Annotated in this window: 14 protein-coding genes; 12 read left to right on the forward strand and 2 right to left on the reverse strand. The window is 64.6% G+C overall.

Going from position 1 to position 15,425, the window contains the following annotated elements:
* Positions 1-114: 114 nt before the first annotated feature.
* From prfB to AC1DMY_RS08700, 12 genes are all read left to right on the forward strand, one after another.
* A protein-coding gene (prfB, locus tag AC1DMY_RS08645) for a peptide chain release factor 2 (protein WP_477164545.1) occupies positions 115-1,240 on the forward strand; the annotation gives its coding sequence in 2 pieces (ribosomal slippage) (positions 115-189 and positions 191-1,240; 1,125 coding nt in all).
* 42 nt (positions 1,241-1,282) lie between these two features.
* Positions 1,283-1,609 carry a hypothetical protein gene (locus AC1DMY_RS08650; protein WP_477164546.1) on the forward strand — a complete coding sequence of 109 codons (327 nt, stop codon included), beginning with the start codon at positions 1,283-1,285 and terminating at the stop codon, positions 1,607-1,609.
* A gap of 97 nt (positions 1,610-1,706) precedes the next feature.
* Positions 1,707-3,227, forward strand: a complete 1,521-nt coding sequence (gene lysS, locus AC1DMY_RS08655) for a lysine--tRNA ligase (RefSeq protein WP_477164547.1) — start codon at positions 1,707-1,709, stop codon at positions 3,225-3,227.
* A 3-nt stretch (positions 3,228-3,230) separates the two neighbouring features.
* Positions 3,231-3,536, forward strand: a complete 306-nt coding sequence (locus tag AC1DMY_RS08660; protein WP_477164548.1) for a YciI family protein — start codon at positions 3,231-3,233, stop codon at positions 3,534-3,536.
* Positions 3,533-3,796, forward strand: a complete 264-nt coding sequence (locus tag AC1DMY_RS08665) for a BolA family protein (protein WP_477164549.1) — start codon at positions 3,533-3,535, stop codon at positions 3,794-3,796. Before AC1DMY_RS08660 ends, AC1DMY_RS08665 begins: the two co-directional genes overlap by 4 nt.
* 268 nt (positions 3,797-4,064) lie before the next feature.
* Positions 4,065-7,574 carry a chromosome segregation protein SMC gene (gene smc, locus AC1DMY_RS08670; protein WP_477164550.1) on the forward strand — a complete coding sequence of 1,170 codons (3,510 nt, stop codon included), beginning with the start codon at positions 4,065-4,067 and terminating at the stop codon, positions 7,572-7,574.
* 63 nt (positions 7,575-7,637) lie between these two features.
* Positions 7,638-8,609: a cell division protein ZipA gene (gene zipA, locus AC1DMY_RS08675; protein WP_477165004.1), complete on the forward strand. Its 972-nt coding sequence runs from the start codon at positions 7,638-7,640 to the stop codon at positions 8,607-8,609.
* Between the two features lie 202 nt (positions 8,610-8,811).
* Positions 8,812-10,383: a phospholipase D family protein gene (locus AC1DMY_RS08680; RefSeq protein ID WP_477164551.1), complete on the forward strand. Its 1,572-nt coding sequence runs from the start codon at positions 8,812-8,814 to the stop codon at positions 10,381-10,383.
* A gap of 64 nt (positions 10,384-10,447) precedes the next feature.
* Positions 10,448-11,020 carry a TetR/AcrR family transcriptional regulator gene (locus AC1DMY_RS08685; RefSeq protein WP_477164552.1) on the forward strand — a complete coding sequence of 191 codons (573 nt, stop codon included), beginning with the start codon at positions 10,448-10,450 and terminating at the stop codon, positions 11,018-11,020.
* 51 nt (positions 11,021-11,071) lie between these two features.
* Complete coding sequence (locus tag AC1DMY_RS08690) at positions 11,072-11,932, forward strand: SDR family NAD(P)-dependent oxidoreductase (protein ID WP_477164553.1); 861 nt, start codon at positions 11,072-11,074, stop codon at positions 11,930-11,932.
* Between the two features lie 37 nt (positions 11,933-11,969).
* Positions 11,970-12,641: a Rossmann-fold NAD(P)-binding domain-containing protein gene (locus tag AC1DMY_RS08695; RefSeq protein ID WP_477164554.1), complete on the forward strand. Its 672-nt coding sequence runs from the start codon at positions 11,970-11,972 to the stop codon at positions 12,639-12,641.
* 132 nt (positions 12,642-12,773) lie between these two features.
* Positions 12,774-14,432, forward strand: a complete 1,659-nt coding sequence (locus AC1DMY_RS08700) for an esterase/lipase family protein (RefSeq protein ID WP_477164555.1) — start codon at positions 12,774-12,776, stop codon at positions 14,430-14,432.
* Here AC1DMY_RS08700 and AC1DMY_RS08705 read toward each other — a convergent pair whose 3' ends face one another.
* Positions 14,433-14,885, reverse strand: coding sequence for a cupin domain-containing protein (locus tag AC1DMY_RS08705; protein WP_477164556.1), 453 nt, complete (start codon positions 14,883-14,885; stop codon positions 14,433-14,435). It lies immediately after the preceding gene.
* 13 nt (positions 14,886-14,898) lie between these two features.
* On the reverse strand, positions 14,899-15,336 hold the full coding sequence (locus tag AC1DMY_RS08710; protein ID WP_477164557.1) for a carboxymuconolactone decarboxylase family protein: 438 nt from the start codon (positions 15,334-15,336) through the stop codon (positions 14,899-14,901).
* Positions 15,337-15,425 lie beyond the last annotated feature (89 nt).

Raw genomic sequence — 15,425 nt, forward strand, 5'->3', positions numbered from 1 at the left:
GCCATCCGTCGCAGATGAACGCACGTTCATGGTGACCGTTTACAGCGGGCGCATTCCGGCCCCTGAGGCACCTCTGTTATCCTAGAAGGCTGAATATCCGGAATTTCAAATCACATGATCGAGACCAATCCGATCCTTGCGCAGATCGCGGACCTCAAGGGCCGCGTCGAGTCGCTTAGGGGGTATCTTTGACTACGCCACCAAGCGTGAGCGTCTCGAAGAAGTAAGCCGCGAACTGGAAAGCCCCACCGTGTGGGACGATCCGCCGCGCGCACAGGAGCTGGGCCGCGAGCGCGCCCGCCTGGAAACCATCGTCAACGGCATCGACACCCTGACGGCAGGTCTCGTCGATGCCGGCGAGCTGCTGGAAATGGCCGCCGCTGACAACGACGAAGAGACTGCCAACTCAGTGGTCGCCGACCTGGCCGGCATCGAGGCCAAGGTGAGCAAGCTGGAATTCCAGCGCATGTTCTCCGGCAAGATGGACGCCAACAACGCGTTCGTGGACATCCAGGCCGGCGCCGGCGGCACCGAGGCGCAGGACTGGGCCGAGATCCTGCTGCGCATGTACTTGCGCTGGTGCGAGACGCGCGGCTGGAAGACCGAGCTGATGGAAGTCTCCGGCGGCGAAGTGGCCGGCATCAAGTCCGCTACGTTCCGCGTGGAAGGCGAGTACGCCTATGGCTGGCTGAAGACCGAGATCGGCGTGCACCGCCTGGTGCGCAAGAGCCCGTTCGATTCCGACAACCGCCGCCACACCAGCTTCACCTCGGTGTTCGTGTCGCCGGAAGTCGACGACGACATCGATATCGACATCAACCCGGCCGATCTGAAAACCGACGTGTACCGTTCCTCGGGCGCCGGTGGTCAGCACGTCAACAAGACCGAATCGGCGGTGCGTATCACGCATATCCCGACCGGAACGGTGGTGGCCTGCCAGACCCAGCGCAGCCAGCACGCCAACCGCGATCACGCCATGAAAATGTTGGCGGCGAAGCTGTACGAGCTGGAGTTGCAGAAGCGCAACGCCGAAAAGGATGCGCTGGAAGCGAGCAAGTCCGATATCGGCTGGGGCAGCCAGATCCGTAACTACGTGCTGGACCAGAGCCGTATCAAGGATCTGCGTACCGGCATCGAGCGTTCGGATACGCAGAAGGTGCTGGACGGCGATCTCGACGAATTTGTCGAGGCGAGTCTGAAGTCCGGCCTGGATGCCGGCGCCAAGCGTGTGGATGCCTGATCGACACCTATGCAATCTGGCCACGCCGGAGGTAATGCCCGCATGAATCGCAGGAAGACTTTTCGGACGCTGATGGCATGTGTCGCCTTGATGGCATGCCAGGGCATGGTCAGCGCGCAGGACAATGCTGCCGGCCAGGGCGTCAAGGAGGATGCGCGCACGGCCGGCAAGAAGGTCGGCGACGCTGGCCGTGACGTGGGCCATGCCACGAAGGACGCGGCCGTGTCCGTCGGGCACGGCGCGAAGGATATGGGCGTGGCGGTGGGTCACGGCACGAGGGATGCCGCTCTGACCGTTGGGCACGGCGCGCGTGATGGATGGAATGCCACCAGGCACGCCGTGAAGCACGCGTTCGGTAAGGACGATTGACCATCGGTGGCGCGGGAAACCCCTCGCCCTGACGATCTGATGACAAACAAAGATGCGTCCGCCACATGGCGCGGGCGCTGGCAGCGACGGAAACCTCATGACTGAACCGACCGATATCCAGCCCATCGACGAGAACAAGCTGATCGCCGAGCGCCGCGAGAAACTCAAGGCGTTGCGTGGGCAGGGCGTGGCGTTTCCGAACGATTTCAAGATCGACGCGTTCGCGGGTGATCTGCAGGCCGAGTTTGCCGATGTCGAGAAATGGACGGCCGAAGCCATCGAAGGCCTCGCACGCCGCGTGAAGGTCGCCGGCCGCGTCATCCTCAAGCGCGACCAGGGCAAGGTCGCCTTCGTGCAAATGCAGGATTTCAACGGCCGCATCCAGCTGTTCATCCACCAGGGCACGGTGGGCGAGGACACCTACAAGGCGTTCAAGACCTGGGACATGGGCGACATCGTCGGTGCCGAAGGCACGCTGATGCGCACGCGCACCGGCGAGCTGTCGGTGAAGGTGGATGCGCTGCGCCTGCTCACCAAGAGCCTGCGTCCGTTGCCGGACAAGCATCACGGCATGGCCGACGTGGAGCAGCGCTATCGCCAGCGCTATGTCGACCTGATCGTCACCGAGGAGGCGCGCCGCACATTTGCGCAGCGTTCCCAGATCATCGGCTTTATCCGCAAGTGGCTGGAAGCCGAGCCGCGCCGCTTCATGGAAGTGGAAACGCCGATGATGCACGTGATCCCGGGTGGCGCCACGGCGCGCCCGTTCGTGACGCATCACAACGCGCTCGATATGGATCTGTATTTGCGCGTGGCGCCGGAGCTCTATCTGAAGCGCCTGGTCGTCGGCGGCTTCGACCGCGTGTACGAGATCAACCGCAACTTCCGCAACGAGGGTGTGTCCACGCGACACAATCCCGAGTTCACCATGCTCGAGCTGTACCAGGCGTACGCCACGTACACCGAGATCATGGACATCACTGAGGAAGTGATCCGCGAGACGGCAAAGAACGTCATTGGCACCACCACGCTGGTGTGGGAAGGCAACGAGATCGACGTGGGTCCGGCGTTCCGTCGCTGGAGCATGGAAGACGCCGTGCTCGAGCTGAACCCGGAGATCAAGCGCGATGACCTGCGCAATCGCGACGCCATGGCCGCGCACGCCAAGCGCCTGGGCTGCCAGGTCAAGGACGGCTTCGGCTGGGGCCGCCTGTTGCTGGAAATCTTCGAGAAGACGGTGGAGCACACGCTGATCCAGCCGACCTTCATCACCGATCATCCGGTGGAAGTGTCGCCGCTGGCACGCGAGAGCGACACCAATCCCGGCATCACCGACCGCTTTGAGTTGTTCATCAATGCCAAGGAGCTGGCCAACGGCTTCTCCGAGTTGAACGACCCGGAAGACCAGGCCGCCCGCTTCCAGAAGCAGGTGGAAGCCAAGGTTGGCGGCGACGACGAAGCCATGCATTTCGACGCCGACTACATCCGCGCGCTGGAAGTGGGCCTGCCGCCGACCGGCGGCCTGGGCATCGGCATCGATCGCCTGGTGATGCTGCTCACTGGCTCGGCGTCGATCCGCGACGTGCTGCTGTTCCCCTATATGCGCCCGGAGGCCTGATCCATGTGGTTCGCGATTGTTGGTACGGATGTGCCCGATTCCCTGGCGAAGCGTTTGGCCGCGCGCCCGGCGCATGTGGAGCGCCTGAAGAAGTTGCTGGATGAAGGCCGCCTGCTGGTGGCCGGCCCGTTCCCGGCGATCGACTCGCCCGATCCGGGCCCGGCGGGCTTCACCGGCAGCCTGATCCTGGCCGAGTTCGCCTCGCAGGCGGACGCGGAGGCCTGGGCCAAGGTTGATCCCTATGTGGATGCCGGCGTCTACGCCAGCGTCAGCGTCAAGCCGTTCATCAAGGCGCTGCCGCAGGCATGAGCGCGACCATGGTCGAGCAGATCCGCGAGCGCCTGCAGCAGGCGCTGGAGCCGTCGGCCCTCGAGGTGCTGGACGAGGGCTACAAGCACGCCGGCCATGCCAACGAGGGCAAGGGGCACTTCCACGTACGCATCGTCAGCGCCGCCTTTGCCGGCCAGATGTCGATCAAGCGCCATCGCCTGGTCTATGCGGCCCTGCATGGGCTGATGGACAACGGCATCCATGCGCTGTCGATCGACGCGAAGGCGCCCGGCGAGTAAGGGCAACCGGTTCCCTTACCGTCGTCCCAGCGAAGGCTGGGACCCAGCGACTTTGCCTTGAGACGCGCCGCCAGAAGGCGCTGGATTCCAGCTTTCGCTGGAATGACGATCCGGGGTGAATAATAAACTCTTTCATAACATTGGCTTATGCGTCAGTGTTAAAGTGAAACTTGTAGCCGAAACGCATTGCGGCAGGGGCCGGCGTTTGGCACAGTGACCCATCGCCCGGGCGCCCCCGGGCTTATCCACTTTTGCCGCCGATGCCCGCATGCGCCTGACTACGATCAAACTCGCCGGCTTCAAGTCCTTCGTGGACCCGACGACGCTCCATTTGCCGACCAATATGACCGGCGTCGTAGGTCCCAACGGCTGCGGCAAGTCCAACATCATCGACGCCATCCGCTGGGTGATGGGCGAGAGCGCGGCCAGCCGATTGCGCGGCGACTCGCTCACCGACGTGATCTTCTCCGGCTCCAACGCGCGCAAGCCGGTGGGCCAGGCCACCGTCGAGCTGATCTTCGATAACGCCGACGGCACCATCCAGGGCGAATACGGCCAGTACGCCGAGATTTCGGTGAAGCGCCAGGTGACGCGCGACGGCCAGTCGGCGTACTACCTCAACGGCGCGCGCTGCCGCCGCCGCGACATCACCGATCTGTTCCTGGGCACGGGCCTGGGTCCGCGCAGCTACTCGATCATCGAGCAGGGCATGATCAGCCAGATCGTCGAGGCCGCGCCCGACGAGTTGCGCACACACCTGGAAGAAGCCGCCGGCATCTCCAAGTACAAGGAGCGCCGCAAGGAAACCGAGAGCCGCATCAAGTCCACCCGCGAAAACCTCGACCGCGTGCGCGACGTGCGCGACGAAGTGGACAAGCAGCTCGAACACCTGAACCGCCAGGCCCGCGCCGCCGAACGCTGGAAGGCGCTGAAGGAAGATCAGACGCGCAAGGAAGCCGAGCTGCGCGCGCTGGAATACCGCGGCCTCAAGAGCCAGCACGACAACGAAGGCTCGGGCCTGTCCGCCGCCGAGATCGAGATCGAAAAGCACGTCGCCACCCAGCGCCACTTTGAGGCGCAGATGGAGACGGTGCGCGAGCGTCACACCGACGCTACCGACCATCTGAACAAGGTGCAGGCCGAGGTCTACAAGGTCGGCGCCGAGATCGCCCGCGTCGAACAGCAGGTCCGCTTCAACCGCGAAACCGCCGATCGCCTGCAGCGCGCGCAGGGCGAGACCGAGCGCGAACACGCCGAGCTCGCCGAGCACATCGCCAACGACCGCACGCAGGTGGAAACGCTGCGCATGGCGCTGGCCGAGGGCGAGCCCAAGCTCGAAGCCTTGCAGCAGATGCAGGACGACACCACCGAATCGCTGCGCGATACCGAAACCAAGCTGGCCGACTGGCAGCAGCGCTGGGATTCGCATACGCGCACGGCGGGCGAGTCCAGCCGCGCTGCGGAAGTGGAGCGCACCAAGCTCAATTACCTCGATCGCCAGTCGATCGATCTGTCGCGTCGCCGCGAAGCGCTGGAGACCGAACAGAAAGCGACCGACATCGCCGCGCTCGACGCCGCGTCCGAACAGCTGCTGGTCGAACACGACACGCAGCGCGAACGCGTCGAATCGCTGGGCAGCCTGCTCGATCAGCACAAGTCTGCGCACGAAAAGGTGCTGGACGAAGAGCGCCAGGTGCAGTCCTCGCTCAACGAGGCACGCCAGCAGCTGCAGACCGCGCGCGGCCGCCATGCCTCACTGGAAGCGCTGCAGCATGCGGCACTGGGTCAGGAAGAAAGTGCTGCCAGCGGCTGGCTCGCGCGCCTGGGCCTGGACAAGTCACGCCGCCTGGGCGAATCGCTGCAGGTGGAAGCGGGCTGGGAAACGGCCGTCGAAACGGCGCTGGCCGGCTTTCTCGACGCGGTGCTGGTCGACGAATCGCACACGCTCGCGACCGAATTCGGCGCGCTGGACAATGCGGACGTGGCCCTGGTCAACGGCGCCGATGGCGGCGTGAACACGGCGGGCACGCTGGCGGCGCATGTGCGCGGTCCGGCGGCGGCGCTGACCATTCTCAATCACGTGCTCACGGCCGACTCCATCGAGCACGCGCACCGGATCGTGGCCGGTCTCTCGGCGCTTGCGCCGTACCAATCGGTGATGACGGCCAGTGGCGAATGGCTGGGTCCGGGTTGGGCGCGCGTGCGTCGCGCGCAGGGCAACCAGGTCGGTGTGCTGGCACGCGAGCGAGACCTGCGCACGCTGGCCGAACAGATCCAGGCGCTGGAAGAGCGCATCGAAGAAGCCACCAACACGCTCGATGATCTACGCACGAGCAAGTTCGAAGCCGAGCGCGCGCGTGACGATGCGCAGCGCGAGCTCTACAACGCACACCGTCGCCAGTCCGAACTGGCCGGCCAGGTGCAAAGCCATCGCGGCAAGATGGAAACCGCCCGCGCCCGCGCGGAAAAGGTGACTGGCGAACTCAATGACTTGATCACCCAGCTCGACGAGTTGCAGACGCAGACGCGCGATGCGCGAGCGCGCCTGGATGAATCCGTCGGCCATATGGGCGACCTGGAAGACCAGCGCCGCGAGCTGGAAAACGAACGTCGCGCCTTGCTCGAAGCACGCGAAGAAGCGCGCATGAATGCGCGCGAGGCGGCCGACCAGGCGCACGCCCTGGCGCTGTCGATGGAATCGAAGCGTTCGTCGCTGACCTCGCTGGAACAGTCGCTGGCGCGCATGGACACGCAGCTGCGCCAGATCGAAGCGCGCCGTACCGAAATCGCCGACCAGCTGGCGGCCGGTTCCGATCCCATCGCCGAACTGGAAGCCGAGCGCCAGACCTATCTCGATCAGCGCCTGCTGGTCGACAAGCAACTGGTGGAGGCGCGTCGCGGCCTGGAAGATTGCGATCTCGAATTCCGCCGGCTCGAACAGGAGCGTCAGCGCATCGAGCAGTTGCTGCAGGGTCTGCGCGAAGGGCTGTCGCAAAAGCGCCTCGCTGCGCAGGCGCTGCAGTTGCGCGCGGAGCAGTTGGCCGAGGCGATCACCGCGTCGGGCCTGGAGCTGGAACCGCTGCTCGCCGAGCTTGCCGAAGATGCCGACGCCAGCCAGTGGCGCACGCAGCTGGTCGAGATCGGCCAGAAGATCGTGCGACTGGAGCCGGTCAATCTCGCCGCGATCCAGGAACACGCCGAGCAGAGCGAGCGCAAGACGTATCTCGATAATCAGCTGACCGACCTGGTCAGCGCCATGGAAACGCTGGAGGCGGCGATCAAGAAGATCGATCGCGAAACGCGCCAGCGCTTCAAGGAAACCTTCGACCGCGTCAACGCCGGCGTGCAGGAACTGTTCCCGCGCCTGTTCGGCGGCGGCCACGCGTATCTGGAACTCACCGGCGACGACCTGCTCAACACCGGCGTGGCGATCATGGCGCGTCCGCCGGGCAAGCGCGTGTCCAACATCACCCTGTTGTCGGGTGGCGAGAAGGCGCTGACCGCGGTGTCGCTGGTGTTCGCCATCTTCGGCCTCAATCCCGCGCCGTTCTGCCTGCTGGACGAGGTGGACGCGCCGCTGGACGAAGCCAACGTGGGACGCTTCTCCAACATGGTGAAGGAGATGAGCGAGAAAGTTCAGTTCATCTTCGTCAGCCACAATAAGGCCACCATGGAAGCAGCCTCCCAGCTGTGCGGCGTGACCATGCGCGAAGCAGGCGTATCGCGCCTCGTGCAGGTGGATCTGGCTGAAGCAGCTAAACTTGCGGGCGCAGCTTGAGGATTTGATATGACCGTGCAACCCGTACTCGCTTTTGCCTGGAATGCCGCCGTAGGCGTTCCCATGCTCATCGTCGGCCTGATCGTTCTGGCGGGACTGTGGCTGTTTGGCCAGCCCAGGAAAGAGCAGGGCAAGCGACGGGTGATCGTGACGGCGACGGGCGAACGCCGCGAGCCGACCTTTGGTACCGAAGGCGATGTCTCCACCGAGCCGTCCTTCAGCGCGCGCGACGATTTCCGCATGGACGAGCTCGACGCTCGCCAGCAGCCCCATCAGGGTGAGCTGGACGTCGGTCTGCGTGAGGAACTGGAACGCCTTGGCGCAACGCTCGCGGGCGGCAAGGATAGGGTAGAGCCGGCACCGGTCGGTCGCTCGCTTGGCGCGGCGGCATCGATTGTCGATGCGTTGCGCGCTCCGCCGGAGCAGTTCGAGCAGAGCCTGGCGCAGGCCACCGGCGCCGATCAGGTGGCCGCACCGCGCGTGCACGAGCCTGAGCCGGTGGCCGTTGCCGCACCGGCTCCCGCACCGGCACCGGAGGCGCCCCGTGTACCGCAGCGTTCCGACGTGGGTCGCCGTCCGGAACGCCTGCCGGTCGAACGCATCGTCACGCTGTTCGTGGTGGCGCGCGAAGGCAATGTGTTCAACGGCGCCGACCTGATCGTGGCCGCTGAGAAGACCGGTCTTGAGTTCGGCGACATGGGCATCTATCACCGCCTGGTGGATGGCAAGCGCGAGCTCGGCCCGATCTTCAGCGTGGCCAACATGGTCAAGCCGGGCAATTTCGACCTGAGCCGCGTCGATGCCATGCGCACCCCGGGCCTGAGCTTCTTCATGACGCTGCCGGCACCGATTCCTGCGCTGGACGCATGGGATGCCATGCTGCCGACCGCGCAGCGTCTGGCCGAGCTGCTGGATGGCCAGGTGCTGGACGAGGAGCGCAACGCCCTCGGCCGCCAGCGCGTGGCGCATATCCGCGACGAACTGCGCGGCTGGGACCGCGATCACGAAGGCCGGGAAATCACCTTCGGGCGTTGAACCGGTAAGAGCCGGCTAGACCACCTCTCCTTCTTCCCTGTGGGAGCGCACCCTGTGCGCGACTAGGCGCGGCTACGTAGCGATGCCCAGTCGCGCACAGGGTGCGCTCCCACAAGGGTTCGGTCACCTGTCGGGGCGTCGGTTCAGCAACAGCCTTGCGTCCAACCGCCGCGTCAGACACAGTCAGCACCAAGGAGGGAACATGGCCTGCACCTTGTTGCGTCGCCTTGCCTGTCTGGGGCTGTTGGCGCTGGCTGCCTGCACCCATTCGGATCTTCGTCCCGATTACCCCCGCGTTCCCAGCACGGTGCTGCCGGTCCAGCCGGATGCGCCGCTGGAGGCGTACGCCAAGCGCATCAGCGTGCAACATGGCAGCGACAGCGGCCTGCGCCTGATCAGCGATTCCAACGACGCCTTGCTGGCGCGCATTGCGCTGGCCAATCGCGCCGTGCACTCGCTCGATCTGCAGTACTACATGTTCCATTCCGATGCGACCGGCGGCTTGCTGGCGCAGCGTCTGTTGGCAGCGGCCGATCGCGGCGTGCGCGTGCGCCTGCTGCTCGATGATTTGCACGTGGCCGGCAACGACGATGTGCTGCGCATCCTGGATGGCCATCCAAACATCCAGATCCGGCTGTTCAATCCCTTTCTGGATCGCAGTACGTCGACCTTGAGCATGGGCATGCAGTTTGCCGGCGATTTCTCCCGGCTCAACCGCCGCATGCACAACAAGGCGATGATCGCCGACGGCGCCATGGCCATCGTCGGCGGCCGCAATATCGGCGACGAATATTTCGATGCGAACGACAGCGTCAATTTCCGCGATCTGGACGTGCTGGCCGTCGGCCCGGTGGTGGCTGAAGTGGGGCAGATGTTCGATCGGTACTGGAACAGCGAACAGTCGTTTCCCATCGGGGCGTTCCATCGCAAGACGCCCAGCCCCGAGAAATTGGCACAGCTGCGCAAGAGCATGGCGGCGAGCGCGCGCCAGTTCAGCGAGAGCGGCTATGCGCAGAGCCTCGTTGCCCGCGTCGGGGACCTGGCGAACGAGGCGCCGGCCACCGCCTGGGCCTGGGGCACAGCCACGTATCTGGCGGACGATCCAGACAAGGGCAATCCCGCGGCTGACAGCAAAGACCTGCACATGGCGCCGCAGATCCGCGCATGGATGGATGGCGCGCAGCAACGGCTCACCCTGATCTCGCCGTACTTCGTGCCGGGCGACAAGGGCGTGGCTTACTTCAAGAGTATGTGCGACCGCGGCGTCGAGGTATCCATCCTCACCAACTCGCTGGCGTCCACGGACGCCGGCAATGTCTATGTGGCCTATGCGTCCTATCACGTGGGTTTGTTGAAGGCCGGCGTGCATTTGTACGAATTGAAGCCGGATGCCCGACGCGGTCGTGGCGGCAGCAGCTTCTTCGGCTCGTCCTCCGGCAGCAACAGCTTGCACGCCAAGGCCATGGTGGTCGACGAGCAGCATGCCTTCGTCGGTTCGATGAATCTCGACCCGCGCTCGGTGCACATCAATACCGAAGACGGCGTGATCGTGGACTCGCCGGCGCTCGCCAAGGCGCTGCTGGCGATCTTTGCCGACGCCACCAAACCGGTCCACAGCTATCAGGTCCTGCTGGACGACAAGGGCAGCGTGTACTGGGAGGGCAAGGAGCCGGGCCAGCCGGAGGTGCGCTACGACCACGCGCCGGAAACCAGCTGGTGGCGGCGCTTCAAGGTCAATGCCGGCGGCATGCTGCCGATCGAAAGCCTGCTCTGAGCCAGCCCTTGAAGTCCGGAGCGGGCGGCCTTATGATTGAGTGGTCACTCAATTATTGATCCCCATGGCCCGCCCCCGCAGCGAAGACAAGCGCAACGCCATCCTTGATGCCGCGACCCAGGTGTTCGCGGAGCAGGGGATCAATGCGCCCACCGCACGGATCGCCCGCACCGCGGGCGTGGCCGAGGGGACGCTGTTCACCTATTTCGACAGCAAGGACACGCTGCTCAACCAGCTGTACCTGGAGCTGAAGGTGGACATGCGCGAGGCGATGCTCACCGGCTATCCGCGGCGCGCCAGCATCCGCGAGCGGGCGGCCCATGTGTGGCGCACCTATATCGATTGGGGCGTGGCGCATCCGCAGGCCCGCAAGGTGATGGCCCAGCTGAGCGTGTCCCAGTGCATCGCTCCAGAAACCAAGGCGACCGGCTCGGCGCCCTTTGGTGATGTGCAGGGCATGTTGAAAGAGGCCATGGCCAAGGGCGTGTTGAAGGAGCTCGATCCCGCCTTCGTGGGCGCGCTGCTCACGTCGCTGGCGGAAACCACCATGGATTTCATCGCCCGCGAACCGGAGCGGGCAGAGCAGTATCGATCGGCAGGCTTCGAGGCATTCTGGAACGCCATCGGCAAAGCCTGATTTATTTTCACCATTAAATGAGTGTGTAATCACTCAATAGAGAGGATGGTCATGTCAAAGGTATGGTTGGTAACAGGTAGTGCGCGCGGCCTAGGCCGGGATATCGCCGAAGCAGTGCTGGCCCATGGTGATCGCCTGGTGGCCACTGCTCGTCGGCCGGAGCAGCTGGCCGATCTGGCCGAGCGTTACGGCGAGCAGGTGCGGGCGGTGGCCTTGGATGTGGCCGACCCGGCGGCGGGCCGTGCCGCGGTGGATGAGGCGCTCAAGGCGTTTGGCCGTCTGGACGTCCTGGTCAACAACGCCGGCTACGGCCACGCGCGACCGTTCGAGCAGAGCGACGAGGACGACTTCCGCGCGCAGATCGAGACGAACTTCTACGGCGTGGTGAATATGACGCGAGCTGCGCTACCGGTGATGCGTGCTCAAAAGTCGGGCCACATCCTGCAGATTTCCTCGGTGGGTGGGCGCATTGGTACGCCTGGGCTGTCCGCGTACCAGTCGGCGAAATGGGCCGTGGGTGGCTTCACCGAAGTGGTGGCCGCCGAAGTCGAACACCTGGGCATCAAGCTGTGCTCGCTGGAACCGGGTGGCATGCGCACGGACTGGGCCGCCGAGGCCAATAGCACTTTGGGCGATCTGCTGCCCGACTATCAGGCTTCGGTAGGTGTGTTCCGCGAGCGCCTCAAGGACGCGCTGGGCAAACAGGCGGGCGATCCGGCGCGGGTGGCGCAAGTGGTGTTGAAGATGGGTTATCACGAGCAGCCGCCTCGCCATCTGCTGCTGGGCAGCGATGCGTTGCAGTACTTCGGGCAGATCGACGCCCAGCGCATCAGTGCGGCTGAGCGGTGGCGCGAGGTGAGCCTTTCCACCGGCTATGACGTGGAAAGCATCCCAGCGTTCCCTGCGTACTAACAGCAACGGTGTCGCGAGCGGCATAGGAGATCAGGACGTGAAAATCATACTGTTTGGCGCGTCCGGCATGGTCGGCCAGGGCGTGCTGCGTGAATGCCTGGCTGCACAGGATGTGGACGAGGTCCTGGTGCTGGGGCGGGCTGCGCTAGGGGTGCATCACCCCAAGCTGCGCGAGCTCGTGCACCAGGATTTCTTCGACTATGCGTCGATCGAACCGCAGCTGCATGGTTACGACGCCTGCTTTTTTTGCCTTGGCGTGAGTGCGGCAGGCATGGATGAGGCGGCTTATACCCGCCTCACCCATGAGCTGACACTGGCAGCGGCAAGCACGCTGGCGCGGCTCAATCCGGCGATGGTGTTCGTCTATGTGTCGGGCGCCGGCACCGACAGCACGGAGCAGGGGCGCAGCATGTGGGCGCGGGTTAAAGGGCGCGCTGAAAACGCACTGCTGCGCTTGCCCTTCCGCGCCGTTTACCTGTTCCGCCCGGGCTTCATCGAGGCGGTACATGGCGAGCGTTCCAAGACCACCATGTCCCGAGTCGTGTACGCCGTGACGCGGCCGCTGGTGCCCGTGCTGCGAGCACTGTTTCCCCGGCACATCCTGAGCACGGTCACGATCGGCCAGGCCATGCTCGCGGTGGCCAGGGAGGGCGGGCCCAGCGCAGTGCTGGAGTGTCCGGACATCTATTCCGCTGCCAAGCGGGCCTGACCCGGGCGGCGGACCCAAAGTGTTAGTGCGCGGACCGGACGAATGGCGTAGCGTGTCGCGGCGTTCAACCGGTGGCGGGCGCTTGTGTTTCGGCCCGCATTGTCTGCGACCTCTCTGGCGACGAGTGCCCGCATGCGCCCAGGTATTCCCTGCAATCCGCGCTCGTATCGTGGCCACCGCCTGATCTGGATGGCGTGCTTCGTCCTGCTGGCGGCGTGCAGCAGCCTTTCGAGGCAGCCAAAGAACGATGCCCTGAACGAAGCGCGTCATCTCTGGCGCGACACGGCGGCCATCCATCGCCAGGACCTCGCCGCCCGCAACTGGCTACGTTGCGCCGTGGTGGCCTACCAGGCCTCAGAAACCGGGAGCGCGGCCCAGCAAGCGGAAGCCCAGACCCTCGCCAACAACTGCACGCATGAGTTGCTGGGTTATCTGCTGGACGTCAAGCCGGACCCGTGGCGTTCGCAGTCCCTGCGTGTGCTGGACGTGCCCCTGCGCGTGGAATTCCGTGATCTGCCCGATAGCCTGGACGATGGCCCGGTGGCCTTGGCACGCGCCGATGAGGTGACCATTCCCCCGGTGATGGGGGCGCGCTACGCATCCCCTGGCTATGGCGTGCCGATGGTGGGATGGCAGCAGCGATGCAAGGACAAGCCGATCTGCATGCTCTATCCGCCCGAAGGCATGACCAGGACGCTTACCGCATGGGTGGAACCCGGCGATGACGGCGTCGCCCAGTTGGTCGTCTCCGGCATGCACCAGCACCCGGACATCACCATCGGCAAGCGCAGCGTTCCCCTGGCTTCGGATCCTTCCGCGACCTTGGCTGCGCTGTACGATCGTTCGCACATCAACCGCCTGGCCCTTTGGAACCTCATCGGCGGGCGGCAGTTCGCGCTGCGCGAAGGGCTGTATCTGCTGGAGGATTACGATCCGGACAAGACGCCCGTCATCATGGTGCACGGCCTCGGCCGCAGCCCGATGGTATGGGCGAAGCTGACCAATCTTATCGATGGCGACCCCGAGTTGCGGGCGCGCTACCAGATCTGGCACGTGATCTACCCGACCAACACGCCGCAGTTGCTCAATCGGCTGATCGTGCAGCGCTCGCTGGATCAGGCGTGGCATATCCTCGACCCCGATGACACCGCGCCTGCACATCAGAATGTGACGCTGATCGGGCACAGCATGGGCGGCGTCATTTCCCGGCTGATCGTGTCCGATAGCGGTGATGTGATCTGGAAGGCTGCGTTCGATATTCCACCGGATCAGTTGCGCGGCACGCCCGCGGACCTCACGATCGTGGATTCGATATTTCGCTTCCACCCTTATCCCGGTGTGACGCGGACGATCTTCCTGGCAGCGCCGCACCTGGGCTCGCCCTATGTCGACAGCCTGATCGGACAGGTGGCGTTGCGCGTCGTGCACGCGCATGCCCCAGAGCTCGATGCCTTGGTCCGCGTGGCGGCGGAAAATCGTGCCCACGAGAATCCCCTGCTGGCCGAGGATTACGAGCGGTATGGCCTCAGCAGCATCAGCACACTACGCGACGCGCAGCCCGTGAGTCATGCGGCGCAATCGCTGATGCCGGCGAAGGGCGTGCGCTATTACACGTTTGCCGGCAACCTGCCCGGTACGAATCCGCCGGGCGACGGCTTTGTTCCGCTCAAGAGCGCAACCATTCCCGGTGCCGTCTCCACCACCGTCGTGAAGGACGGCCACCAGCTCTATCTCAACGATGAAGTGCTGGCGAAGATTCTGGAGATTCTTCGCCAACCCTCAGTTCCGTAATCAGTGAGAGGCCAGTGTAGGCAACGGGTTCTGCACGGACGAGACTTGCGGCAGCGGTACTTTGATCGGATCCTGCGGCGCCACGATGGCCCACACCAGCAGCTTCGCCGGTTGCGTGCTGCTCGGATTGCGCGTGACCAGATGATGCGCACGCGGTGGCTCGTACCAGCTCTGGCCGGCGCTATAGGTTTTCGGTTCCTGACCTTCCAGTTGCGACACCACCTGACCTTCGAGCACGTACGCGAAGATCGAGCCCGGGTGCAGATGCGGCGCGGCGCTTTGGCCGGGGGCGAGGGTGACGGTAGCCATCATCGCGTTCTTGCCGGGCACGTCGGGCAGCGCTTGTTTCATCAAAGGCTGGACGGTTTCTTCGCCACCGTCGTGGGCGTGCGCCGCGACGGCGCCTAATGCCATGACCAGCGACAGGACCAGGGGAGCGAACGACATTTTCATGACATCACCCCACTCAGGCCGGCAGCTTACGGAAGGCGATCGCAAAGCGATTCCAACCGTTGATGGCAACGATCAGCAGGGTGAGCTCGGTCAGTTCTTCTTCGGAGAAGTGCGGCTGCACGGCCTGCCACACGCTGTCGGGCACATGGTTGCTGGCGATCAGGGTGAGCGACTCGGTCCACTCCAGCGCCGCGCGTTCGCGGTCGGTGAAGAACGGCGTTTCTCGCCACACGCTTAGAGTGGCCAGGCGGCGCTCGTTCTCGCCGGCCTTGCGGGCGTCGGCCGAATGCATGTCCACGCAATAGGCGCAGCCGTTGATCTGCGATGCGCGCAGGCGGACAAGTTCGATCAGGGATTTTTCCAGGCCGCTTTTGGCGATGCGCTGCTCCAGGCCGACCATGGCCTTGATCGCTTCGGGGCTGGCTTTGTAGAAGTCGAGACGCTGGTTCATGACGGGATCCTCAGTGGGGATTCGGTGGGAAAGTGGAATCAGGTTAGACTTCTCACTGGCCTTCTTGAATGTCCATTTTTGAGATATTT

Source organism: Dyella sp. 01L423 (assembly GCF_056399945.1).

Excerpts from the sequence above, each read along its gene's own strand:
- AC1DMY_RS08650 (WP_477164546.1), top strand. The coding sequence starts at position 1,283 with ATGAATCGCAGGAAGACTTTTCGGACGCTGATGGCATGTGTCGCCTTG.
- lysS (WP_477164547.1), top strand. The coding sequence starts at position 1,707 with ATGACTGAACCGACCGATATCCAGCCCATCGACGAGAACAAGCTGATC.
- AC1DMY_RS08660 (WP_477164548.1), top strand. The coding sequence starts at position 3,231 with ATGTGGTTCGCGATTGTTGGTACGGATGTGCCCGATTCCCTGGCGAAG.
- AC1DMY_RS08665 (WP_477164549.1), top strand. The coding sequence starts at position 3,533 with ATGAGCGCGACCATGGTCGAGCAGATCCGCGAGCGCCTGCAGCAGGCG.
- smc (WP_477164550.1), top strand. The coding sequence starts at position 4,065 with ATGCGCCTGACTACGATCAAACTCGCCGGCTTCAAGTCCTTCGTGGAC.
- zipA (WP_477165004.1), top strand. The coding sequence starts at position 7,638 with ATGCTCATCGTCGGCCTGATCGTTCTGGCGGGACTGTGGCTGTTTGGC.
- AC1DMY_RS08680 (WP_477164551.1), top strand. The coding sequence starts at position 8,812 with ATGGCCTGCACCTTGTTGCGTCGCCTTGCCTGTCTGGGGCTGTTGGCG.
- AC1DMY_RS08685 (WP_477164552.1), top strand. The coding sequence starts at position 10,448 with ATGGCCCGCCCCCGCAGCGAAGACAAGCGCAACGCCATCCTTGATGCC.
- AC1DMY_RS08690 (WP_477164553.1), top strand. The coding sequence starts at position 11,072 with ATGTCAAAGGTATGGTTGGTAACAGGTAGTGCGCGCGGCCTAGGCCGG.
- AC1DMY_RS08700 (WP_477164555.1), top strand. The coding sequence starts at position 12,774 with ATGCGCCCAGGTATTCCCTGCAATCCGCGCTCGTATCGTGGCCACCGC.
- AC1DMY_RS08705 (WP_477164556.1), bottom strand. The coding sequence starts at position 14,885 with ATGAAAATGTCGTTCGCTCCCCTGGTCCTGTCGCTGGTCATGGCATTA.
- AC1DMY_RS08710 (WP_477164557.1), bottom strand. The coding sequence starts at position 15,336 with ATGAACCAGCGTCTCGACTTCTACAAAGCCAGCCCCGAAGCGATCAAG.